Below are 24,174 nucleotides of genomic sequence, written 5' to 3' on the forward strand. Positions count from 1 at the left end.
AACTCTTACGTAATTTTCTTACGTGTATGCGATTACATTCACATTCCTTCGGTTAAATTCACCAGCCCTTAACCTTTTAGGAACATTTTCCACAACCAAAAAGCGATTCCTGCGATAATCCGCCTGCGCTGTGACTGGAGTCGCAGCGTTTTCCGTTAGTAAGGGTTTTGTCCAGATACGTAAATCTATGAGCCCCGTCGCGGTTAACAACCTCAGAAAAACCCTACAATTTCAGGCAGTACATATTGGCTAAGGAGCAGTGATATGCGTGTTACTGGTTTAACCCCGCAAGATCTCATGGCTTATGGTATTCACGACGTCCAGGAAATCGTCTACAACCCCGATTACGATACGCTGTATCAGGAAGAGCTCAATCCAGCACTGGAAGGATACGAGCGAGGTGTGTTGACAAACCTTGGTGCTATCGCCGTCGATACCGGTATTTTTACCGGTCGTTCGCCGAAAGATAAGTATATCGTCCGAGACGAAACCACCCGCGATACGCTGTGGTGGGCTGATAAGGGCAAAGGGAAGAACGACAACAAACCGCTCTCCCCGGAGACCTGGCAGCATCTGAAAGGGCTCGTCACTCACCAACTCTCCGGCAAGCGTCTGTTCATTGTCGACGCTTTCTGCGGCGCTAACGCCGACACCCGCCTTTCCGTGCGTTTCATTACCGAAGTGGCCTGGCAGGCGCATTTCGTTAAGAATATGTTTATTCGTCCGACCGACGAAGAGCTGCAGGACTTCACCCCAGATTTCATCGTGATGAACGGTGCGAAATGCACGAATCCACAGTGGAAGGAGCAGGGTCTGAACTCCGAAAACTTTGTTGCCTTCAACCTGACCGAGCGTATCCAGCTGATTGGCGGTACCTGGTACGGCGGCGAGATGAAGAAAGGGATGTTCTCTGTCATGAACTACCTGCTGCCGCTGCGCGGTATCGCCTCCATGCACTGCTCGGCGAACGTCGGCGAGAAAGGCGACGTGGCGGTATTCTTCGGCCTGTCCGGCACTGGGAAAACAACCCTCTCTACCGACCCGAAACGCCGCCTGATTGGCGATGACGAACACGGCTGGGACGACGACGGCGTGTTTAACTTCGAAGGCGGCTGTTACGCGAAGACCATTCGCCTGTCTGAAGAGGCCGAACCGGATATCTTCCACGCGATCCGCCGCGACGCGCTGCTCGAAAACGTCACCGTGCGTGCCGACGGCTCCATCGACTTCGACGATGCGTCGAAAACCGAGAACACCCGTGTGTCGTATCCGATTTACCACATCGACAATATCGTGAAGCCGGTGTCAAAAGCGGGTCATGCTACGAAGGTGATTTTCCTGACGGCGGATGCGTTCGGCGTACTGCCTCCGGTATCTCGCCTGACCGCCAGCCAGACGCAGTACCACTTCCTCTCCGGCTTTACCGCCAAGCTGGCGGGTACCGAGCGCGGTGTGACGGAGCCAACTCCGACCTTCTCCGCCTGCTTCGGCGCGGCCTTCCTGTCGCTGCATCCGACGCAGTACGCTGAAGTGCTGGTAAAACGCATGCAGGCATCCGGCGCGCAGGCCTACCTGGTGAACACCGGCTGGAACGGCACCGGCAAGCGTATTTCCATCAAGGATACTCGCGCGATTATCGACGCCATTCTGGATGGTTCTCTGGACGACGCTGAAACCTTCACGCTGCCAATGTTTGACCTGGCGATCCCAACGTCTCTGCCGGGTGTGGATACGCATATCCTCGACCCGCGCAATACGTACGGTTCACCGGAGCAGTGGCGCGAGAAGGCGGAATCGCTGGCGAAGCTGTTTATTGAGAACTTCGAGAAGTATACCGATACCCCGGCAGGCGAAGCGCTGGTGAGCGCGGGTCCGAAGCTGTAATGCCTTCCCCCTCTCCCTGTGGGAGAGGGCTGGGGTGAGGGCATCAGGCCGCAGAGGTCTTATGTTGTCGGGTGGCGGCTTCGCCTTACCCGACCTACAAAAAAGGGTGGCGAGTGCCACCCTTTTTTTAACCCTCTTTCACCTGCCCCCGCGTCACCGGTACCGGCAGCCAGGCGCGAATGCTCAGCCCACCCCGTTCGCTGGTGCCAATCTCCAGCAATCCGTTATGGTTATCGATAATACGCTGCACAATCGCCAGGCCTAAACCGGTTCCGCTGGTGCTGCGCGCGCTGTCGCCACGCACAAACGGCTGGAACAGATGCTTACGCTGCTCAGGCTTAATGCCAGGGCCATCGTCTTCCACCTGGAACCAGGCGCGGTTGAGTTCAGACCCGCTGCTGACTTTAATCCAGCCATTGCCGTAGCGAGCCGCGTTGACCACCATGTTCGCCACTGCACGTTTGATGGAGAGCGGATGCATGCGCACCTGGATCTCCCCCGCCTGCAGGTCGGTATCAATCTCACGCTCGTAGCCGCTTTCCGCCGCCACCACCTCGCCCAGCACCGCGTTCAGGTCAGCCATTTCCATCGGCATCTCCTGCCCGGTGCGCAGGTAATCGATGAACTGCTCAATGATGGCGTTACACTCTTCGATGTCCTTGTTGATGGACTCGGCAAGGTAACCGTCCTCTTCCCCCATCATCTCCGTCGCCAGGCGAATACGCGTCAGCGGCGTGCGCAGGTCATGGCTAACCCCCGCCATCAGCAGCGTACGGTCATCCGCCAGCTGCTTCACACCTGCCGCCATATGGTTAAACGCACGCGTCACCGAACGCACTTCTGAGGCGCCATACTCGCGCAGCGGTGGAGGAATAATCCCTTTACCGACCTGCAGCGCCGCGTGCTCCAGGTCGACCAGCGGTCGGTTCTGTATACGGATAAACAGCCATGCGCCGCCTATCGCCAGCAGCATGATGGCCAGGGTGTAGCGGAACAGCGGCGAGAAGTCGCCCTGATGGATTTCGGTCAGCGGGACGCGCACCCAGATGTTGGGTGAGAGCCAGGTTTTCAGCCAGACGACCGGCGAGCTTTTGTTGACCTCAACGCGCACTTCCGTTGGGCCACCCAGCTGCTGCGCCATCTGCTGGCTAAGGAATTCGTAGTGTTGCGCCCAGCGCAGGCCAGCGTCTTCCGCCGCTTCGTTGGAGTAGAGCGAAATGCCCAGCTCACGGTAGATTTCACGGCGAAACGCCGGGGGAACAACCAGCTGCGTGCCGTCCTCCAGCTGCAGCTTATCGGTCATCAACATACGGACTTCGTAGGCAAGGACCTTATTAAACTGCTGGAGGCTCGGCAGGATCGCAAAGTTCAGCACCACCAGATAGGTCGTCACCAGACTGACGAACAGCAGGGTGACGATCAATAACAGGGTGCGGGCAAACGAGCTTCGCGGCGAGAAGCGCATTCGCCTCATGCTTTAGAGCCGTCCGGGACAAACACGTAGCCCAGACCCCACACGGTCTGAATATAACGAGGATGCGCCGGATCTTCTTCCACCATGCGGCGCAGGCGGGAGATCTGCACGTCGATGGAGCGTTCCATTGCGGAGTATTCGCGACCGCGCGCCAGGTTCATCAGTTTGTCACGGGAGAGCGGCTCACGCGGGTGGCTGACCAGCGCTTTCAGTACCGCAAACTCGCCGCTGGTGAGCGGCATTGGCTCGTCTTCACGGAACATCTCACGGGTGCCGAGGTTCAGCTTGAACTTACCGAAGGCAATCACCGCCTCTTCCTGGGAAGGCGCGCCCGGCAGTTCGTTCGCCTGACGGCGCAGCACAGCGCGAATACGCGCCAGCAGTTCACGCGGGTTAAACGGTTTTGGAATGTAGTCGTCTGCGCCAATTTCGAGGCCCACGATACGGTCAACCTCTTCGCCCTTCGCCGTCACCATGATGATTGGCATCGGGTTGCTCTGACTGCGCAGACGGCGGCAGATGGAAAGCCCGTCTTCGCCCGGTAGCATCAGGTCAAGGACCATCAGGTGGAAAGATTCACGGGTCAGCAGACGGTCCATCTGCTCAGCGTTCGCGACGCTACGAACCTGGAAGCCCTGCTCGGTCAGATAACGCTCAAGCAGCGCGCGCAGGCGCATGTCGTCATCCACGACCAGAATTTTGTAGTTTTCTTGCATTGTGTGTACTCCCAAAGGTTCGGATAGTCTTTGTAACAGCGTATTCTAAAAAAGTGCACGTATTCGACCAGCTAATTCTGGTATAAATTCTAGTCGAAATTGTTACAAAGCATATTTAACAGCAGCTTATCTGCTCATTTCATCACATAAATCATTATTAATCCTGTCTGTTACACTGTGTGGTACGTATTGTGCGCAAGACAGTAAACCGGCAGCAAAGGCTTCACCATGAAAACGCCCCTGATCACCCGCGAAGGGTACGAAAAGCTCAAAAAAGAGATGGATTACCTGTGGCGCGAAGAGCGTCCCGAGGTGACCAAAAAAGTCACCTGGGCCGCAAGCCTGGGCGATCGCAGCGAAAATGCTGACTACCAGTACAACAAAAAGCGACTGCGTGAGATCGACCGCCGGGTTCGCTACCTGACGAAGTGCCTTGAGAACCTGAAAATTGTCGATTACTCCCCGCAGCAGGAAGGCAAAGTGTTCTTCGGCGCGTGGGTTGAAATTGAAAACGATGACGGCAACACCCTGCGGTTTCGCATCGTTGGCTACGATGAAATTTTTGGTCGTAAGGATTACATCTCCATCGACTCACCCATGGCGCGCGCGCTGCTGAAAAAGGAAGTGGGCGATCTGGCCGTCGTTCAGACCCCTTCCGGTGAAGCCAGCTGGTACGTGAACGAAATCGAGTACGTTAAATAGTCCGAGAGCGCCCTCCACGGCTGGCATTTTGCCGTGTCAGCCCGTATAACTATCCCCTGATTTTTTCGACTCAACAGATGATAAAGCCATGATGAAAGATTCGCTCTGCCGCATTATTGCGGGTGATATTCAGGCCAGAGCCGAACAGGTAGAAGCTGCCGTTCGCCTGCTTGATGAAGGGAACACCGTGCCATTTATTGCACGCTATCGTAAGGAAGTCACCGGTGGTCTGGATGACACGCAGCTGCGTAACCTGGAAACGCGTCTGGGTTATTTGCGCGAGCTGGAAGAACGTCGGCAGGCAATCCTCAAATCCATTGGCGAACAGGGCAAGCTGACCAGCGAGCTGGAAAACGCCATCAATGGCACCCTGAGCAAAACCGAACTCGAAGATCTCTATCTGCCGTATAAACCGAAGCGCCGCACGCGTGGGCAGATTGCGATTGAAGCGGGTCTTGAGCCGCTGGCCGACCTGCTGTGGAACGAGCCGTCCCACGATCCCGATACCGAAGCGGCGAAATTTATCGACGCTGACAAAGGCGTAGCGGACACCAAAGCCGCCCTCGACGGCGCGCGCTACATTCTGATGGAGCGCTTCTCTGAAGACGCCGCCCTGCTCGCTAAAGTGCGTGATTATCTGTGGAAGAATGCCCACATCGTCTCTACCGTCGTCACGGGTAAAGAGGAAGAAGGCGCGAAATTCCGCGACTACTTCGACCACCACGAACCGATCTCTACCGCCCCTTCACACCGCGCGCTGGCGATGTTCCGCGGCCGCAACGAAGGCGTGCTCCAGCTCTCCCTGAACGCCGACCCGCAGTTTGACGAGCCGCCGAAAGAGAGCCACTGCGAGCAGATCATCACCGATCACCTCGGCCTGCGCCTGAACAACGCCCCGGCGGACAGCTGGCGTAAAGGCGTGGTGAGCTGGACCTGGCGCATTAAGGTGCTGATGCACCTCGAAACCGAGCTGATGGGCACCGTGCGCGAGCGCGCCGAAGACGAAGCCATTAACGTTTTCGCCCGCAACCTGCACGACCTGCTGATGGCCGCCCCTGCGGGCCTGCGCGCGACCATGGGCCTCGATCCGGGCCTGCGTACCGGTGTGAAGGTTGCCGTCGTTGACGGCACCGGCAAGCTTGTCGCCACCGACACTATTTACCCGCACACCGGTCAGGCAGCGAAAGCGGCCGTCGTGGTGGCGGCGCTGTGCGAGAAGTACAACGTGGAACTGGTCGCCATCGGCAACGGTACGGCCTCACGCGAAACCGAGCGTTTCTACCTCGACGTGCAGAAACAGTTCCCGAAAGTGACGGCGCAGAAAGTGATCGTCAGCGAAGCGGGCGCATCCGTCTATTCCGCGTCTGAACTGGCGGCGCTGGAGTTCCCGGACCTGGACGTTTCCCTGCGCGGCGCGGTCTCTATCGCACGCCGTTTACAGGATCCGCTGGCCGAACTCGTGAAGATCGACCCGAAATCCATCGGTGTGGGCCAGTATCAGCACGACGTGAGCCAGACGCAGCTGGCGCGCAAGCTGGATGCGGTGGTGGAAGACTGCGTAAACGCCGTCGGCGTTGACCTGAACACCGCCTCCGTTCCCCTGCTGACTCGTGTGGCGGGCTTAACCCGCATGATGGCGCAGAACATCGTCGCCTGGCGTGATGAGAACGGCCAGTTCCAGAACCGTCAGCAGCTGCTGAAGGTGAGCCGTCTGGGGCCGAAAGCCTTTGAGCAGTGCGCGGGCTTCCTGCGTATCAACCACGGCGATAACCCGCTCGATGCCTCTACCGTTCACCCGGAAGCCTACCCTGTGGTGGAGCGTATTCTGGCCGCGACCCAGCAGGCGCTGAAAGACCTGATGGGCGACAACAGCGCGCTGCGTAACCTGAAAGCCTCGGATTTCACCGACGAGCAGTTTGGCGTGCCGACGGTTAGCGACATCATCAAAGAGCTGGAAAAACCGGGCCGCGATCCGCGCCCTGAGTTTAAAACCGCGACCTTTGCTGACGGCGTGGAGACCATGAACGACCTGCTGCCCGGCATGGTGCTGGAAGGTGCGGTCACCAACGTCACCAACTTTGGCGCGTTTGTGGATATCGGCGTGCATCAGGACGGTCTGGTCCATATCTCTTCCCTTGCCGACAAGTTCGTTGAAGACCCGCATACCGTGGTCAAAGCGGGCGACATCGTGAAGGTGAAAGTGCTGGAAGTGGATCTGCAGCGCAAGCGTATCGCCCTGACCATGCGTCTGGACGAGCAGCCGGGCGAAACCAACGCGCGCCGCGGCGGCAACGGCGGCGGTCGCGAACAGCAGCGTCCGGCCGCGAAGGCCGCGAAACCGCGCGGGCGTGACGCGCAGCCTGCGGGCAACAGCGCGATGATGGATGCGCTGGCAGCGGCAATGGGTAAGAAACGCTAAGCTTGTCAATGCCCGGTGGCGCTACGCTTACCGGGCCTACGGTTTTGTAGGCCGGGCAAACGCAGTGCCGCCCGGCAAGCAGACTGCAGGTAATTAAAATAAATATGGCGACTCCATATTTAAACCACTATTTATCACTCCATTAACAAATAAGCTTTTTATTCCTTCCCGGTAATTCTGCAAATATTGAGCAAGGTCAAGCAGACCGCAAATTAATACGATTAACAACATTCCGTCACAGTTTTAATATTGCTGATAAAAACTATTCTCATTATCATCATTGTGTAGATTATTTAACCTCCCGTGGAATCAGGCGCTATGCAATTCACTCCAGACAGTGCATGGAAAATTACCGGTTTTACTCGTGAAATTAGCCCCGCCTATCGGCAAAAGCTCTTGTCACTCGGCATGCTACCCGGCTCGTCATTCCAGGTAGTACGCGTGGCCCCGCTGGGCGACCCCGTTCATATCGAAACCCGACGCGTCAATCTGGTACTGCGTAAGAAAGACCTCGCCTTAATTGAAGTCGAAGCGTTATCTCAATAACAAGCCAGCGGTTCAGTGAGTCTATTACAATGAAAAAATTAACTATTGGCTTAATTGGCAATCCTAATTCCGGCAAGACAACCTTATTTAATCAGTTAACCGGTGCGCGCCAGCGCGTCGGCAACTGGGCAGGCGTGACGGTTGAACGCAAAGAAGGCCAGTTCACGACAACGGACAATCAGGTCACGCTGGTTGACCTGCCGGGCACCTATTCGCTCACCACGATTTCATCCCAGACCTCGCTCGATGAGCAGATCGCCTGCCACTATATTCTGAGCGGTGATGCGGATCTGCTCATCAACGTAGTGGATGCGTCCAACCTTGAGCGCAATCTCTATCTGACGCTGCAGCTGCTTGAGCTGGGTATTCCCTGCATCGTGGCGCTTAACATGCTCGATATCGCAGAGAAGCAGAAATTGCGCATCGACGTCGATGCCCTCTCCGCCCGCCTGGGCTGCCCGGTGGTTCCGCTGGTCTCTACCCGCGGGCGCGGCATTGATGCCCTGAAGCTGGCCGTTGACCGCCACGCAGGTAACGCCGACATTGAACTTGTGCACTACGCGCAGCCGCTGCTTCGTGAAGCCAGCCAGTTGGCGCAGGAGATGGACACCGCCATGCCTGCCAGACAGCGTCAATGGCTCGGCCTGCAGATGCTGGAAGGCGATATCTACAGCCGCGCATATGCCGGTGATGCAGCGGATAAACTCGACGTGGCGCTGGCACGCCTGAGCGACGAGCTGGATGACCCGGCGCTGCACATCGCGGACGCACGCTATCAGGCCATCGCCGCGATTTGCGACGTGGTCAGCAACGCCCTGACGGCGGAACCCAGCCGCTTTACCGCCGCCGTAGATAAGATTGTGCTCAACCGCTTCCTCGGTTTGCCCATCTTCCTGCTGGTGATGTACCTGATGTTCCTGCTTGCCATTAACATCGGCGGCGCGCTCCAGCCTGTCTTTGACGCCGGTTCCGTCGCGATATTCGTGCACGGTATCCAGTGGCTGGGCTACACCCTGCACTTCCCGGAATGGCTGACCATCTTCCTCGCCCAGGGGATTGGCGGCGGTATCAACACCGTGCTGCCGCTGGTGCCGCAGATCGGCATGATGTACCTGTTCCTCTCCTTCCTCGAAGACTCCGGCTATATGGCTCGCGCGGCGTTCGTGATGGATCGCCTGATGCAGGCTCTGGGGCTGCCGGGTAAATCCTTCGTGCCGCTGATCGTTGGCTTCGGCTGCAACGTGCCATCGGTGATGGGTGCACGTACGCTTGATGCGCCGCGCGAGCGGCTGATGACCATCATGATGGCGCCGTTTATGTCCTGCGGCGCGCGCCTGGCCATCTTTGCGGTCTTTGCCGCCGCTTTCTTTGGTCAGCAGGGGGCGCTGGCGGTCTTCTCGCTGTACGTGCTCGGCATCGTGATGGCAATCCTGACCGGTCTGATGCTGAAGCACACCATTATGCGCGGTGAAGCGTCACCGTTCGTGATGGAGCTGCCGGTTTACCATGTGCCGCATCTGAAGAGCCTGGCGATCCAGACCTGGCAGCGCCTGAAAGGCTTCGTGCTGCGCGCCGGTAAAGTGATTGTCATCGTCAGTATCTTCCTGAGCGCGCTGAACAGCTTCACGTTGAGCGGTCAGGCGGCAGATAACATCAACGACTCTGCCCTCGCTTCCGTCAGCCGCGTCATCACGCCGGTCTTCAAACCGATTGGCGTGCAGGAGGATAACTGGCAGGCGACCGTTGGCCTGTTCACCGGCGCAATGGCGAAAGAGGTGGTTGTCGGGACGCTGAACACGCTCTACACCGCAGAGAACATTCAGGAGCAAGAGTTCAATCCGGCAGAGTTTCACCTCGGTGACGAACTGCTGGGTGCCGTTGAGGAAACCTGGCAGAGCCTGAAAGACACATTCAGCCTGAGCGTGCTGGCGAACCCGATTGAGGCCAGCAAAGGCGACGGCGAAATGGCGACCGGCGCCATGGGCGTGATGAGCGAGAAATTCGGCAGTGCGTCAGCGGCCTACAGCTACCTCATCTTCGTGTTGCTGTACATTCCGTGCATCTCGGTAATGGGGGCGATTGCCCGTGAGTCCAGCCGCGGCTGGATGGGCTTCTCCATTCTGTGGGGGTTGAATATCGCTTACTCCCTGGCGACGGTGTTCTATCAGACCGTTAACTTCAGCCAGCACCCGCGTTACAGCCTGGTCTGCATCCTGGCGGTTATTCTGTTTAACGTGATGGTGATGGGCCTGCTGCGCCGGGCGCGGAGCCGCGTTGATGTCAACCTGCTGGCGACGCGTAAAACGCCGACCTCCTGCTGCAACAGCCCGACCGGCGACTGTCACTAAGGGGCAAACCGATGGCATCGTTGATTCAGATTCGTGATTTACTGTCGTTACAGGGGCGCATGGAGGCAAAGCAGCTAAGCCTCAGCCTGCATACGCCCCAGCCGATGATCGATGCCATGCTGGAAAGACTCGAAGCGATGGGAAAAGCCGTGCGCATTCAGGAAGAGCCGGACGGTTGTTTGTCCGGCAGCTGTAAACGTTGCCCGGAAGGGAAAGCCTGCCTCAGGGAGTGGTGGGCACTGCGCGAATAAAGCCGGACAGCGCCGAACAAAACTCGCCAGGGTGCGAGATAAACGGCGCGTGTGCCGCTTTAGCGACCACCAACGATTGGCTCTCCGGCCACAGGTCATCCAGTAGCGGAACCACCTTGCGCGGCACCAGCCCGTCCAGATAACCATAAATACGCAGATGCGGGACCGCCAGCGACGCCAGCGGTTCACGCAGATCGACCGTTTTCAGGATCTCAAGCCCCCCGTTAAGCACCTCAACGTCAGGCATCGGCAGCGAGAGAACGGTCTGTTTCAGCGTGCGCGCATCCTGACGCGCGGTTTCTGTTCCCATTGTCTGCAGCGCGAGAAAACGTTCCACCGTCCGCTGGAAGTCTTCGCTTAGCTGCTGCTGGAACCCGACCAGCACTTCAGGCTTGATACCCGGCCACGCGTCCTGCGCGCTAAAACACGGGGACGAGGCCACGGTAACCAGCGCGCTCACGCGCCCGGGGTTATCCAGCGCAATTTTGCTTGCCACCAGCCCACCCAGGCTCCAGCCCAGCCAGACGGCGTTTTGCGGCGCGGCATCCAAAACCTGCTGCGCCATCTCATCAAGCGACATCGCGCCAAAGCCGCGGCTGCGGCCATAGCCCGGCAAATCCACCAGATGCAGCGTAAATTGCGAGGCGAGTTCCTCACTTACGCAACGCCACACTTCCGCATTCAGTCCCCATCCGTGCAGCAGCACAAGATGACAATTTCCCGTCCCGACGGTCTGCCACCACAGCGTCTTCATCAGCTATCGTTCTCTTTTTTACATGGAGGTTGCCTATGCTAACAGTGCCCGGCTTGTGCTGGCTATGCCGAATGCCGCTTGCGCTCAGCGCGTGGGGGATGTGTTCCGTCTGTACCCGCTCGCTGGAAGGACGAATCGCCGGGTGTCCGCAGTGTGGGTTACCGGCGGTCAGCCTGGCGATCCCCTGCGGTCGCTGCCTGAAAAAAGCGCCGCCGTGGCAAGCGCTTGTGGCGGTGGATAATTATGTTCCGCCGCTCAGTTCGCTTATCCACGCGCTGAAGTTTTCCCACCAAAGCGTACTGGCGACGCCCCTTGCCCGCCTGCTGCTTCTCGCCGTGTTGCAGGCACGACGAACGCGCGCGCTGCCGCGGGTCGACATGCTGATGAATGTCCCCCTGCACCACCGTCGCCACTGGCGGCGCGGCTATAACCAAAGCGACCTGCTCTGTCGTCCGCTCGCCCGCTGGCTTGGATGCCGTTACGCTGCCTCAGCGCTCAGGCGCGTGCAGGCGACCGCAATACAGCATCAGCTCAGCGCGCGGCTTCGCAAAAGGAACCTGAAAAATGCCTTCCGCCTTGAATTGCCGGTTCATGGCCTCCATATCGCGCTTGTGGATGATGTCGTCACCACGGGCAGTACCGTTGCTGAACTTTCCCGACTGCTTTTGCAAAGCGGCGCCGCGTCGGTTCAGGTATGGTGTCTGTGCCGTACCTTGTAGCCCTTCTTCAATGGGCGTATGATTATACCCAGGTAATTTAGTCAACTATTAGGCCAAAGCTATGATCCGTATTTCCGATTCTGCACAAGCGCACTTTGCCAAATTGCTGGCAAATCAGGAAGAAGGGACGCAGATCCGCGTGTTTGTGATCAATCCAGGCACACCGAATGCAGAATGTGGTGTCTCGTATTGTCCTCCGGACGCTGTGGAAGCAACTGACACCGCCCTTAAATTTGAACAGCTCACCGCGTACGTCGATGAGCTGAGCGCGCCGTATCTTGACGATGCGGAAATCGACTTTGTCACCGACCAGCTGGGCTCTCAGCTGACCCTGAAAGCACCGAACGCGAAAATGCGTAAAGTGTCTGACGATGCCCCGCTGATGGAGCGCGTTGAGTATCTGCTGCAATCGCAGATCAACCCACAGCTGGCAGGACACGGTGGCCGTGTAACCCTGATGGAAATCACGGAAGACGGTCTGGCGATCCTGCAGTTCGGCGGCGGCTGTAACGGCTGTTCTATGGTCGATGTGACCCTGAAGGAAGGGATCGAGAAGCAGCTGCTGAACGAATTCCCGGAACTGAAAGGCGTGCGCGATCTGACCGAGCACCAGCGCGGCGAGCACTCTTACTACTAATTCAGTACCCATCTGTCTTGCCCGGTGGCGCTGCGCTTACCGGGCCTGCAAAACAGTGACTGCATCCGAATCGTAGGCCGGGTAAGGCGAAGCCGCCACCCGGCTTTTGTTTTCCTGCAGCTCCCCTCTATATGTTGACCTGCGTCTCATAATTCAAATTTAGCCTCTCAGGGTGATTCTCAATCACATCATGTTACCCGTATCATTCTCGTGGGCACTCAGCACCCTTATAACAGCCGACTAAACTTAATGGTTTCGCAGGCATCAGTATGAGTGCCGTTAACGCTCTGTTCCCAGTTGGGACAATCGGAATTTGTCGTTGAAACAATGACGTTACCCATAACAATTCAAAGGCCAGGTAAATCATGCCATTAGTCATCGTCGCTATCGGTGTTGTGTTATTACTGCTCTTGATGATCCGTTTCAAAATGAACGGATTTATCGCTTTGGTTCTGGTGGCACTTGCAGTCGGTCTGATGCAAGGGATGCCGCTGGTGAAAGTTATCAGCTCGATTAAAGCCGGTGTCGGCGGTACGCTCGGCAGCCTGGCGTTGATCATGGGCTTCGGCGCCATGCTCGGCAAAATGCTGGCGGACTGCGGGGGTGCGCAGCGTATCGCCACCACGCTGATCGCCAAATTTGGTAAGAAGAATATCCAGTGGGCGGTGGTGTTAACCGGTTTTACCGTCGGTTTCGCGCTGTTCTATGAAGTGGGCTTCGTGCTGATGCTGCCGCTGGTGTTCACCATCGCGGCTGCGGCAAATATCCCGCTGCTGTATGTCGGTGTGCCAATGGCTGCGGCGCTGTCCGTGACCCACGGCTTCCTGCCGCCGCACCCGGGTCCAACCGCTATCGCCACCATTTTCCACGCAGATATGGGTAAAACCCTGCTGTTCGGTACGATTCTGGCAATCCCAACCGTGATTCTGGCGGGCCCGGTTTATGCGCGCTTCCTGAAAGGCATTGATAAGCCGATTCCTGAAGGTCTGTACAGCGCCAAAACCTTTACCGAAGAAGAGATGCCTGGCTTTGGCGTCAGCGTCTGGACTTCTCTGGTGCCGGTCATTCTGATGGCGATGCGTGCCGTGGCGGAGATGGTCCTGCCAAAAGGTCACGCGTTCCTGGCGGTTGCGGAATTCCTGGGTGACCCGGTGATGGCAACGCTGATTGCGGTACTGATTGCAATGTTCACCTTCGGTCTGAACCGCGGTCGTTCAATGGATCAGATCAACGACACGCTGACCTCTTCCATCAAAATCATTGCCATGATGCTCCTGATCATCGGCGGTGGCGGTGCGTTCAAGCAGGTTCTGGTCGACAGCGGCGTGGACAAATACATCGCTGCCATGATGCATGAAACCAACGTGTCGCCGCTCCTGATGGCCTGGTCTATCGCTGCCGTGCTGCGTATTGCGCTGGGTTCTGCGACCGTTGCGGCGATCACCGCAGGCGGTATCGTTGCCCCGCTGATTGCGACCACGGGCGTAAGCCCTGAGCTGATGGTTATCGCCGTCGGTTCCGGTAGCGTGATTTTCTCTCACGTGAACGATCCGGGCTTCTGGCTGTTCAAGGAGTACTTCAACCTGACCATCGGTGAAACCATCAAGTCCTGGTCCGCGCTGGAAACCATTATTTCGGTGTGCGGTCTGGTCGGGGTGCTGCTGTTGAATATGGTGGTTTGATGTAAAAAAGCCGGGTGGAGCTGACGCTTACCCGGCCTACATTCTATTCCCTCTCCCTCTGGGAGAGGGTTAGGGGGAGGGTGAAACTACCGCTTCTTACCCACCGCTCTTCTGCGCTTGTCCAAATCCTTAATCAGCCTGTTCACCCCGTCATCGGCAAACATCTTCTCAAGCGTTGTGGACAGCTTGCGACGCCAGTTCTTGTACTGATAGCTGGTGCCCGGGATGTTCACCGGCTCCGCCATATCAATCCAGTCTTCAGGCTGCAGGCCCAGCAGAGCGCTGTTGCTGTCGGCAATATAGCGCTGCAAACCACGGTTAAGCGTGGAGGTCATCGACATCAACGACGCCTTATGCCCGGCGCGTTTCGGCAGACAGCCATGCTTGTGCAGCGCATCCAGCAGCCCCTGTTTGGAGAGTTCGCGATCCTGATACAGGCCGCGCAGAACCTCTTCATCAGGATAGAGTCCCAGCGTTTTGCCGAGCGTCAGGTCGCCGCTTTCCCAATAGCCACGAAGCGTAGGAAGGTCATGCGTCGTCGCGACTGCCATTGACTGTTCAGGGTACGCTTTCGGCGCGCGGAAGGTTTTCTCATGGTCGTTTTCAAAATAGAGCACTTTGTAGGAGTAGACGCCGCTGTCGCGGAGCTTACTGACAATTTCCACCGGCACGGTACCGAGATCTTCACCGATCACCATGCACTGGTGACGCTTACTTTCCAGCGCCAGGATCGACAGCAGATCGTCAACCGGGTACTGCACGTACGCCCCGTGATCGGCCGTTTCACCGTACGGGATCCACCAGAGGCGCAGCACGGACATCACGTGGTCGATACGCAGCGCCCCGCAGTTCTGCATGTTCGCGCGCAGCAGGTCGATAAACGGCTCGTAGGCGCGCGCCGCCATCACGTGCGGATCCATCGGCGGCAAGCCCCAGTTCTGGCCGAGCGGGCCAAGGATATCCGGCGGCGCGCCGACGGAGGCTTTCAGACAGTAAAGCTCGCGGTCACACCAGGTTTCCGCACCGCCTTCCGCCACGCCGACGGCCAGGTCACGATACAGGCCAATCGGCATCTTGTAGCCCTGGCTCACCTGCCAGCAGGCGGCAAACTGGCTGTACGCCAGCCACTGCAGCCACAGATAGAAGTCCACCTCGTCAGCGTATTTTTTGCAGAAGGCTTTCACTTCAGGCGTGTCGACGGTCTGATACGCTTCCGGCCAGACCGGCCAGCCCCAGCGCATTTCGTCCTCTTTCACCTGATACGCGTGCAGCGCATCAAACGCCGCCTGCCAGTACAGGCTCTCGCCCTCCTGGGTGACAAACTGACGGAAGGCCGTCATCTGCTCGTCATCGCGCTTCGCAAAACCTTTCCATGCCAGACGCAGTGCCGCCATTTTCAACGCGGTGACGGTGGCGTAGTCCACCCAGTCGGCGTCGCGCGCCTGCTTCAGCGCGTGCTGCGTGGTGCTGAGGTTCCACCACGCTTGCGCCTCTTTGCTGTTTTTGAAGTCATCTAACGCGTTAACGTCGATGTAAATCACGTTCAGCCAGCGACGGGACGACGGACTGTACGGGCTGGCGCTTTCCGGGTTCGCCGGATAAAGCGCATGGATCGGGTTGAGGCCGATGAACGCGCCGCCGCGCTCGCCCACATCCACCAGCATCTTTTTCAGGTCGCCAAAATCACCGATGCCCCAGTTGTTGTCCGAACGCAGGGTGTAGAGCTGCACGCAGGCGCCCCACAGCTTTTTACCTTCGAGCAACGCCTGCGGCTCGTAGCAGCGTTTTGGCGCGACGATCACCCGGCAGTGGAAACGCAGATCATCCTGGGTGAGCGTTAAGGTGTGATAGCCCTCCGGCAGCTTCGCCGGAAGGTTGAGCGTTTTGCCACCGGTAGCGTGGCCTTTGTGCTGATGTCCCTCTTCGGTGGTGAGCAGCCAGCTAAACTCGCCGCGCCCCTCCACCGCCAGCGGCATCTTTTTGCCTGCAGTGAAGACCTTCACGTTCGGCACCGGTGCAACCGACGCTTTCGCATCGGCTTTGTGCATGGCATCCAGCAAACGTCTTTTGGTGTCGGCGCCAATAGACTGCGGTTTGCCGTGCGCATTGATGTAACTGAGGCTGATCCCCGCCGCCTGCGCGGCACTGTCCAGACGTTTACTCTCCATCGCGCTTCCTTAGCGTTTTGCCTGCCAGATACGGGCCTGATAATCACGGATTGAACGGTCAGAGCTGAACATGCCGCAGCGGGCGGTGTTCAGGATGCACGCGCGGGTCCACGCTTCCTGGTCGCGATACAGCACGTCGACCTGTTTTTGCGCTTCAACGTAGGCCGTGAAGTCCGCCATCACCAGATACGGGTCACCGCCGTGTTTGTCCATGCTGTGCAGCATCTGGTCAAACGCGTGCTTGTCGCCGTCGCTGTATTTGCCGCTTTCCAGCTCTTTCAGCACCGCGTCCAGCACTTTGTCTTTCTTACGCCATTTCACCGGGTCGTAGCCTTTGGCCTTGATGGCTTTCACCTCTTCCACGGTATGGCCGAAGATAAAGATGTTCTCTTCACCGACCTTCTCGGCGATTTCGACGTTTGCCCCGTCGAGCGTACCCACGGTCAGCGCGCCGTTCAGCGCCAGCTTCATGTTGCCGGTACCGGACGCCTCTTTCCCTGCGGTAGAGATCTGCTCGGAGATATCCGCCGCCGGGATCAGCATTTCAGCCGCCGAGACGCAGTAATCCGGCAGGAACACCACCTTCAGCTTGTCGCCCACTTTCGGATCGCTGTTGATCGCCGCCGCCACTTTGTTGATGGCGAGGATAATGTTTTTCGCCAGGTAGTAGCCCGGTGCCGCTTTCGCACCGAACAGGAACACGCGCGGCACGCGGTCGGCCTGCGGGTTCTCGCGGATCTCCTTGTACAGCGCCAGAATGTGCAGCAGGTTCAGGTGCTGGCGTTTGTACTCGTGCAGGCGTTTGATCTGGATATCGAAAATGGCATTCGGGTTGATCTCAATCCCGGTACGCACTTTCACGAACTCCGCCAGGCGAACCTTGTTCTCCAGCTTGATCGCGCGGTACTGCTCGCGGAATTTCGCGTCGTCAGCCTGTTTTTCCAGGTTGATGAGCTGGTCGAGATCGTTGGCCCACTCTTTCTTCAGGGTCTTGTCCAGCAGGCCAGCCAGCAGCGGGTTGCACTGCTTGATCCAGCGACGCGGCGTGATGCCGTTGGTCACGTTGTGGAATTTGGTCGGCCACAGCTGGTGGTATTCCGGGAACAGATCTTTGACCACCAGGTCTGAGTGCAGCGCGGCCACGCCGTTAACGGCAAAGCCGCTGACAACGCACATGTTCGCCATGCGCACCTGCTTATCGTGCACCACCGCCAGCTTCGCCCAGACCGCTTTGTCGCCCGGCCAGGTTTTATCCACCAGCGTTTTAAACTGGTCGTTAATCTTGTTGATGATCTGCATATGACGCGGCAGCAGCGTTTTCACCAGCTTCTCATCCCAGCACTCCAGCGCTTCCGGCATCAGGGTGTGGTTGGTGTAGGCAAAGGTACGGCTGGTGATGGCCCAGGCGTCGTCCCAGCTCAGCTGATGCTCGTCGAGCAGCACGCGCAGCAGTTCCGGGATGGCAATGGTCGGGTGCGTGTCGTTGAGCTGAATCACTTCGAAGTCCGGCAGCTGCGCCAGCTTGCGGCCCGCCAGGTGATGGCGACGCAGAATGTCCGCCACGGAGCAGGCGCACTGGAAGTACTGCTGCATCAGGCGCAGCTTTTTACCCGCCAGATGGTTGTCGTTCGGGTAGAGCACTTTGGTCAGCTTCTCGGCGTCGATACCCTGCTGCTCGGCGCGCAGGAAATCGCCGTCGTTGAATTTGGTCAGGTTAAACGGATGCGCATGCTTCGCCTGCCACAGACGCAGCGGCTGCGCCACGCCGTTACGGTAGCCGAGCACCGGCAGATCCCAGGCTTCACCGGTAAGGGTGAACGCCGGTTCCCAGAGTCCCTGCTTAGTGACTTTCCCACCAATGTTGACCTGCACATCGAGCTGCGCGTTGTGGCGGAACCACGGATAGGTGTTGCGATGCCAGTCATCCGGTGCTTCCATCTGATGCCCGTCGGCAAACGACTGACGGAACAGGCCATACTGATAGTTCAGACCATAGCCAATCGCGGACTGACCAACGGTTGCCATAGAGTCAAGGAAGCAGGCCGCCAGGCGCCCCAGACCACCATTCCCCAGCGCCGGGTCGGTCTCTTCTTCCAGCAGGTCGGTCAGATTAATGTCGTGTTCTTTCAGCACATCGCCGACGTCCTGATACCAGCCGAGGTTCAGCAGGTTGTTGCCGGTCAGGCGGCCAATCAGGAATTCCATCGAGATATAGTTCACGTGACGCTGGCCCTTAACAGGCTTCGCCACCGGTTGAGCATCCAGTTGCTCTGCGAGCGCACCGCTCACCGCCTGCCACCACTGGTGAGGCGTCATCTCGTTTGCAGCACGAAGGCCAAAACGCTGCCACTGACGCGTCAGGGCAGCCTGGAATTGAGCTTTGTTGAAGGTAGGCTGTGACATAGGGAATTGGCATCCTGTAGAAAGAAAACACATGTTGGCGCTAGTGTGCCTGGCTCATTCCGCCTCTTCCTCCTCCTGTGGGGGATTAGACAGGGAGGAGTAGCGGGGATGAGCATAAAAGTGTGATCGAGGCCACTCTGTAAGTGTGCACGGCGGGAGAAAAGATATCCTGGAAGAGTGTCAAAAAAATGAAATGCAGTTTCGTAAGAAATTATTCAATGCGGAAATGATTACTTACGTACAATAATATTTCTGCAATCGGGTAATAACTAAGGCGATTATTAATTTCCCTTAACTTTACCAGGAGTATATTAAATTTATCGTCACTATCCCTTTCTGAAACCAGTTTCAGCGCAGCCGCAACACAGCCATACAAGCCAGCATTGACGGGGCGTCAAACACCTTTCCAGAAAGTTCCATCATCTGCCTGAATGTTTTGTGACAGAGTGCAAATTCACAGCCACCAAATCCAGACATAACTTGCAATAGTTAACTTATTGGCCGAACTTATATCCATTAATTACGAAGCGCAAAAAAAATAAAATCTCTCGTTCCCCACAGTGAAGTGAAACCTATGTTGATTCCGTCAAAATTAAGTCGCCCGGTTCGTCTTGACCATACAGTGGTCCGCGAGCGTCTGCTGGCTAAACTTTCCGGCGCGCATAATTTCCGACTGGCGCTGGTTACGAGTCCTGCAGGCTATGGAAAAACAACGCTCATTTCGCAATGGGCCGCAGGTAAGAGCGATCTCGGCTGGTACTCCCTTGATGAGGGCGATAACCAGCAGGAGCGTTTTGCCAGCTATTTGATTGCCGCCATTCAACAGGCCACCAACGGGCACTGCGTCGCCAGTGAGGTAATGGTGCAAAAGCGCCAGTACGCCAGCCTGTCTTCCCTTTTCTCACAGCTGTTTATCGAACTGGCCGAATGGCATCGCCCGCTTTATGTGGTGATTGATGACTATCATCTGATCACAAACCCGGTGATCCACGAGTCGATGCGCTTCTTCCTGCGCCATCAGCCGGAAAACCTGACCTTAGTTGTCTTGTCGCGTAACCTGCCGCAGTTGGGCATTGCCAACCTGCGCGTGCGCGATCAGCTTCTTGAAGTGGGAAGCCAGCAGCTGGCCTTCACCCACCAGGAAGCAAAACAGTTCTTTGACTGCCGCCTGACCTCACCGATTGAGGCCGCCGAAAGCAGCCGCCTGTGCGATGATGTCGCGGGCTGGGCCACGGCGCTGCAGCTGATCGCGCTCTCTGCCCGGCAAAACAACAGTCCGGCGCATCAGTCTGCGCGACGTCTGGCGGGCATCAACGCCAGCCACCTTTCTGATTATCTGGTGGATGAGGTGCTGGACAGCGTCGATCCCTCCACCCGTAATTTTTTGCTGAAGAGCTCCCTGCTGCGTTCCATGAACGATGCGCTGATCGGGCGCGTCACCGGCTGTGAGAACGGCCAGCTACAGCTTGAAGAGATTGAACGTCAGGGGCTGTTTCTGACGCGCATGGACGACCCCGGCGAGTGGTTTAGCTATCACCCGCTGTTTGGCAGCTTCCTGCGCCAGCGCTGTCAGTGGGAACTGGCGGTTGAACTTCCGGAAATTCACCGCGCCGCAGCCGAAAGCTGGATGGCACAAGGCTTCCCGAGCGAGGCTATCCACCACGCGCTGGCCGCCGGTGATGCCAGCATGCTGCGCGATATCCTCCTCAACCATGCATGGGGCCTGTTCAACCACAGCGAGCTGACGCTGCTTGAAGAGTCGTTAAAAGCGCTGCCGTGGGAAAGCCTGCTGGAGAACCCGCGTCTGGTGCTGCTTCAGGCCTGGCTGATGCAGAGCCAGCATCGCTACAGCGAAGTTAACACCCTGCTGGCGCGCGCCGAGCAGGAGATGGAAAGCGAAATGGATGCCACCCTGCACGGCGAGTTCAACGCCCTGCGCGCTCAGGTGGCCATTAACGACGGCGACCCGGATGAAGCTGAACGGCTGGCAATGGTCGCGCTGGATGAACTGCCGCTGGCTAACTTCTACAGCCGCATCGTTGCGACCTCGGTGCACGGCGAAGTGCTGCACTGCAAAGGCGACCTCACCCGTTCGCTTTCACTGATGCAGCAAACCGAGCAGATGGCACGTCGGCACGATGTCTGGCACTACGCGCTGTGGAGCCTGATCCAACAGAGCGAGATTTTATTTGCGCAGGGGTTCCTGCAGGCCGCCTGGGAAAATCAGGAAAAAGCGTTCCAGCTGATTCGTGAACAGCATCTGGAACAGCTGCCGATGCATGAGTTCCTGTTGCGTATTCGCGCGCAGCTGCTGTGGGCCTGGTCACGTCTGGACGAGGCCGAAAGCTGCGCCCGTCAGGGTGTAGACGTACTCTCCAGCTTCCAGCCGCAGCAGCAGCTGCAGTGCCTGGCGCTGCTGGTCCAGTGTTCGCTGGCGCGTGGGGATCTCGATAATGCCCGCAACCACCTTAACCGCCTGGAGAACTTGCTCGGCAACGGTCAGTACCACAGCGACTGGGTATCAAACGCCGATAAGGTTCGGGTGATTTACTGGCAGATGATTGGCGATAAAAAGTCCGCCGCCAACTGGCTGCGTCAAACGCCGAAACCGGAATTTGCCAACAACCACTTCCTGCAGAGCCAGTGGCGGAACATTGCCCGCGCGCAGATCCTGCTGGGTGAGTTTGAACCGGCTGAGATCGTGCTGGAGGAGTTAAACGAAAACGCGCGCAGCCTGCGGCTGATGAGCGACCTGAACCGCAACCTGCTGCTGCTGAACCAGCTCTACTGGCAGGCCGGGCGTAAAAATGACGCCCAGCGCGTGCTGCTGGAAGCGCTACAGCTGGCTAACCGCACCGGGTTTGTCAGCCACTTTGTCATTGAAGGCGAAGTCATGGCGCAGCAGCTGCGCCAGCTTATTCAGCTCAATACGCTGCCGGAACTGGATCAGCATCGCGCTCAGCGTATTCTGCGCGAGATTAACCAGCACCATCGCCATAAGTTCGCGCATTTCGATGAGAACTTTGTAGAACGTCTGCTGAACCACCCGGAAGTCCCGGAACTTATCCGCACCAGCCCGCTCACTCAGCGTGAATGGCAGGTTCTCGGGCTGATTTATTCCGGCTACAGCAACGAGCAGATTGCCGGCGAGCTGGCGGTGGCGGCGACCACCATCAAAACGCATATCCGCAATTTGTATCAGAAGCTGGGTGTGGCACATCGACAGGATGCGGTGCAGCATGCGCAGCAGCTGTTGAAGATGATGGGGTATGGCGTGTAATTCATTGCCCGGCGGCGCTACGCTTGCACGGGCCTACGGGGTTTTGTAGGTCGGGTAAGCGCAGCGCCACCCGACACAACTTCTAGCACAGTTCCAGCTGCAAATTATTATCTTTAATCACCTGCATCACGCCCGCTGGCGGCATCACGTCGGTATAAACCGCATCCACCATGCTGATGCTGCCCATGTTCACCATCGCGTTACGGCCAAACTTGGAATGGTCTACCACCAGCATCACGTGGCGTGAGTTTTCAATAATCGCGCGCTTGGTGCGCACCTCGTGATAATCAAACTCCAGCAGCGAGCCGTCGCTGTCGATGCCGCTGATCCCCAGAATGCCGAAGTCGAGGCGGAACTGGGAGATAAAATCGAGCGTCGCTTCGCCAATAATCCCGCCGTCGCGGCTGCGCAGTTCGCCGCCCGCGAGGATGATGCGGAAATCGTCTTTCTGCATCAGGGTATTGGCCACGTTCAGGTTGTTCGTCACCACGCGCAGGTTCTCGTGATCCAGCAGCGCATGGGCCACCGCTTCCGGCGTGGTGCCGATATCAATAAACAGCGTCGCCCCGTTTGGGATCTGGCTGGCGACCTTGCGGGCAATCCGCTCTTTCTCTGCCGTCTGCGTGGCTTTACGGTCATGCCAGGAGGTATTCACCGAGCTGGACGGCAGCGCCGCGCCGCCGTGGTGGCGCAGAATGCGGTTCTGATCGGCCAGGTCGTTCAGGTCACGACGGATGGTTTGTGGACTGACGGCAAACTGCTCCACCAGTTCTTCGGTGCTGACGTATCCCTGTTTTTTAACCAGTTCGATAATGGCGTCATGACGTTGTGTTTGTTTCATCAATTATCCCTGAGAATTATGTTCGTTTTCGCGCATGGAGCGTGTCGGCGAAGGCCATCGCCAGCCCCACGGCCAGCCCGGTGACGTGCGCACCGTTGGCGATAGACATACCAAACAGATCAAACCATCCGGCAATTAGCCATATTAACGCAAAGGTTATCAAACCGCGTTGCAGATAGATGCCGCTTTCAGGGTCGCGTTCACCTCTGAGCCAGGCATAGCCCATCAGGGCGTACACCACGCCTGACAATCCGCCAAACCACGGGCCGCTGAATTTATGCTGCACATAGCCGCTCAGCAGGGCGCTAATAATGGTGATAACGATCAGCTTGCCGCTGCCGAGCCGCTTCTCCACGATACCGCCGAGATACCACCACCACAGCAGGTTAAAGAGGATGTGCATCACCGAGAAGTGCATCAGCGCGTGGGTAAAGTAGCGCCAGACGTCAAACTGCAGCGACTGATCGTACGGCCACGCCAGGGCAATCATTACGCTCTGGTCGCCCACCACGTTCATGATAATGAAGACGATAATGCAGGCCGCCATCAGCAGCAGCGTAAACGGCCCTGCGCGTTCGCGGATGGTGGCAAGGAAGGGAAAACGACTGTAGTGCAACCCGCTGCCGGTGTGGCCGGATTGCCAGCTTGCCGCCAGATAGCGCGGATCGCCAGGGTTCTCAAGGAAACGCGCCAGTTCTTCATTTACGCGCGCGGCCTGGCTCTCGTCGGCCAGCCAAACGTCGGTCTGGTTATGTTGCTGAATGGTCAGGATAACGCCCTGCGTCGCCATATAGTCGACAAACGCCTGGGCGACGCGCGGGTTGGTAAAGGAGGTAATCATCAACATGGGCGACGGTCGCTTATTTCCACACAAAAGGGGACAGTATAGCGGGATCAGCGCTCAAAAGCGTATTCCACTTCTGCCGGGAAATGACGATGCCATGCATCGAAGCCGCCGTCGACACTGTACACCGCGTCGTAACCCTGCTGAAGCAGATACTGCGCCGCGCCTTTGCTGCTGTTGCCGTGGTAGCACATGACCATTACCGGCGTCTCGAAGTCGTTATCGCGCATAAACGCGCCCAGCGTGTCGTTGGTGAGATGGAACGCGCCCGGCGTGTGGCCCATCGCAAAGCTTTGCGGATCGCGGATGTCCACCAGCACCGCTTTTCCCTGGTGCATCTTCTGGTGGGCTTCTTCTACGTTAATACATTCAAACTGATCCATGGTGTTCTCATCTTATATTCGGGTGTGGTGCGTTTTCCCCTCACCCTCCCCTCTCCCTGAGGGAGAGGGAAACGGATCCCCCTCTCCCCGTGGGAGAGGGCTGGGGTGAGGGCATCAGACCGC

18 protein-coding genes are annotated in these 24,174 nt (G+C 57.7%); 10 read left to right on the top strand and 8 right to left on the bottom strand.

Annotation, left to right across the window (positions count from 1 at the left end; translation table 11 throughout):
- Positions 1 to 264: 264 nt before the first annotated feature.
- Positions 265 to 1,884 carry a phosphoenolpyruvate carboxykinase (ATP) gene (gene pckA, locus ACOQH0_RS21325; RefSeq protein ID WP_420984708.1) on the top strand — a complete coding sequence of 540 codons (1,620 nt, stop codon included), beginning with the start codon at positions 265 to 267 and terminating at the stop codon, positions 1,882 to 1,884.
- A 127-nt stretch (positions 1,885 to 2,011) separates the two neighbouring features.
- On the opposite strand, the gene envZ is transcribed toward pckA, so the two are convergent.
- Both envZ and ompR read right to left on the bottom strand, forming a co-directional pair.
- Entirely contained in the window at positions 2,012 to 3,358 is a 1,347-nt protein-coding gene (gene envZ / locus ACOQH0_RS21330) for a two-component system sensor histidine kinase EnvZ (RefSeq protein ID WP_010436407.1), read from the bottom strand.
- Positions 3,355 to 4,074 (bottom strand): two-component system response regulator OmpR, encoded by a 720-nt coding sequence (gene ompR, locus ACOQH0_RS21335; protein WP_001157751.1) that lies wholly within the window; start codon positions 4,072 to 4,074, stop codon positions 3,355 to 3,357. The genes envZ and ompR overlap by 4 nt, the downstream gene beginning before the upstream one ends.
- Before the next feature lie 228 nt (positions 4,075 to 4,302).
- Between ompR and greB the strand changes: the two genes are divergently transcribed.
- The 5 genes from greB (at position 4,303) to feoC (ending at position 10,340) form a co-directional block, all read left to right on the top strand.
- Positions 4,303 to 4,776: a transcription elongation factor GreB gene (gene greB, locus ACOQH0_RS21340; protein WP_010436410.1), complete on the top strand. Its 474-nt coding sequence runs from the start codon at positions 4,303 to 4,305 to the stop codon at positions 4,774 to 4,776.
- Between the two features lie 88 nt (positions 4,777 to 4,864).
- Positions 4,865 to 7,195 (top strand): Tex family protein, encoded by a 2,331-nt coding sequence (locus tag ACOQH0_RS21345; RefSeq protein WP_237845023.1) that lies wholly within the window; start codon positions 4,865 to 4,867, stop codon positions 7,193 to 7,195.
- Between the two features lie 318 nt (positions 7,196 to 7,513).
- Entirely contained in the window at positions 7,514 to 7,741 is a 228-nt protein-coding gene (feoA, locus tag ACOQH0_RS21350) for a ferrous iron transporter A (RefSeq protein ID WP_010436417.1), read from the top strand.
- Positions 7,742 to 7,770: 29 nt separating this feature from the next.
- Positions 7,771 to 10,089: a Fe(2+) transporter permease subunit FeoB gene (gene feoB, locus ACOQH0_RS21355; protein WP_421511153.1), complete on the top strand. Its 2,319-nt coding sequence runs from the start codon at positions 7,771 to 7,773 to the stop codon at positions 10,087 to 10,089.
- Positions 10,090 to 10,100: 11 nt separating this feature from the next.
- Entirely contained in the window at positions 10,101 to 10,340 is a 240-nt protein-coding gene (gene feoC / locus ACOQH0_RS21360) for a [Fe-S]-dependent transcriptional repressor FeoC (protein ID WP_421511154.1), read from the top strand.
- Here feoC and bioH read toward each other — a convergent pair.
- Entirely contained in the window at positions 10,312 to 11,094 is a 783-nt protein-coding gene (bioH, locus tag ACOQH0_RS21365) for a pimeloyl-ACP methyl ester esterase BioH (RefSeq protein ID WP_421511155.1), read from the bottom strand. The two genes, feoC and bioH, sit on opposite strands and share 29 nt — an antisense overlap.
- A gap of 35 nt (positions 11,095 to 11,129) precedes the next feature.
- Here bioH and gntX point away from each other — a divergent pair, with 35 nt between their 5' ends.
- From gntX to gntT, 3 genes are all read left to right on the top strand, one after another.
- Positions 11,130 to 11,813, top strand: coding sequence for a DNA utilization protein GntX (gene gntX / locus ACOQH0_RS21370; protein WP_174340025.1), 684 nt, complete (start codon positions 11,130 to 11,132; stop codon positions 11,811 to 11,813).
- 61 nt (positions 11,814 to 11,874) lie between these two features.
- Positions 11,875 to 12,450: a Fe-S biogenesis protein NfuA gene (gene nfuA, locus ACOQH0_RS21375; RefSeq protein WP_010436427.1), complete on the top strand. Its 576-nt coding sequence runs from the start codon at positions 11,875 to 11,877 to the stop codon at positions 12,448 to 12,450.
- Positions 12,451 to 12,815: 365 nt separating this feature from the next.
- Positions 12,816 to 14,132 carry a gluconate transporter gene (gene gntT / locus ACOQH0_RS21380; RefSeq protein WP_109082295.1) on the top strand — a complete coding sequence of 439 codons (1,317 nt, stop codon included), beginning with the start codon at positions 12,816 to 12,818 and terminating at the stop codon, positions 14,130 to 14,132.
- Between the two features lie 86 nt (positions 14,133 to 14,218).
- Here the strand turns inward: gntT and malQ are convergent, their stop codons facing one another.
- Complete coding sequence (gene malQ, locus ACOQH0_RS21385; RefSeq protein WP_172701527.1) at positions 14,219 to 16,300, bottom strand: 4-alpha-glucanotransferase; 2,082 nt, start codon at positions 16,298 to 16,300, stop codon at positions 14,219 to 14,221.
- 9 nt (positions 16,301 to 16,309) lie between these two features.
- Positions 16,310 to 18,703: a maltodextrin phosphorylase gene (gene malP, locus ACOQH0_RS21390; protein WP_303569360.1), complete on the bottom strand. Its 2,394-nt coding sequence runs from the start codon at positions 18,701 to 18,703 to the stop codon at positions 16,310 to 16,312.
- Between the two features lie 574 nt (positions 18,704 to 19,277).
- On the opposite strand from malP, the gene malT reads away from it, so the two are divergent.
- Positions 19,278 to 21,983, top strand: coding sequence for an HTH-type transcriptional regulator MalT (gene malT, locus ACOQH0_RS21395; protein WP_421511156.1), 2,706 nt, complete (start codon positions 19,278 to 19,280; stop codon positions 21,981 to 21,983).
- A gap of 82 nt (positions 21,984 to 22,065) precedes the next feature.
- On the opposite strand, the gene ACOQH0_RS21400 is transcribed toward malT, so the two are convergent.
- Genes ACOQH0_RS21400 through glpE form a run of 3 tightly spaced genes read right to left on the bottom strand, consistent with a single transcriptional unit; the run spans position 22,066 to position 24,051 of the window.
- On the bottom strand, positions 22,066 to 22,824 hold the full coding sequence (locus ACOQH0_RS21400) for a DeoR/GlpR family transcriptional regulator (RefSeq protein WP_008503060.1): 759 nt from the start codon (positions 22,822 to 22,824) through the stop codon (positions 22,066 to 22,068).
- 16 nt (positions 22,825 to 22,840) lie between these two features.
- Positions 22,841 to 23,671 carry a rhomboid family intramembrane serine protease GlpG gene (glpG, locus tag ACOQH0_RS21405; protein ID WP_421511157.1) on the bottom strand — a complete coding sequence of 277 codons (831 nt, stop codon included), beginning with the start codon at positions 23,669 to 23,671 and terminating at the stop codon, positions 22,841 to 22,843.
- Positions 23,672 to 23,718: 47 nt separating this feature from the next.
- A complete protein-coding gene (gene glpE / locus ACOQH0_RS21410) occupies positions 23,719 to 24,051 on the bottom strand; it encodes a thiosulfate sulfurtransferase GlpE (RefSeq protein ID WP_006177908.1) in 333 nt (110 codons plus the stop codon).
- Between the last annotated feature and the right edge of the window lie 123 nt (positions 24,052 to 24,174).

It is taken from the genome of Enterobacter sp. JS8-1 (assembly GCF_049187015.1).
GTDB classification, from domain to species: Bacteria; Pseudomonadota; Gammaproteobacteria; order Enterobacterales; family Enterobacteriaceae; genus Enterobacter; species Enterobacter mori.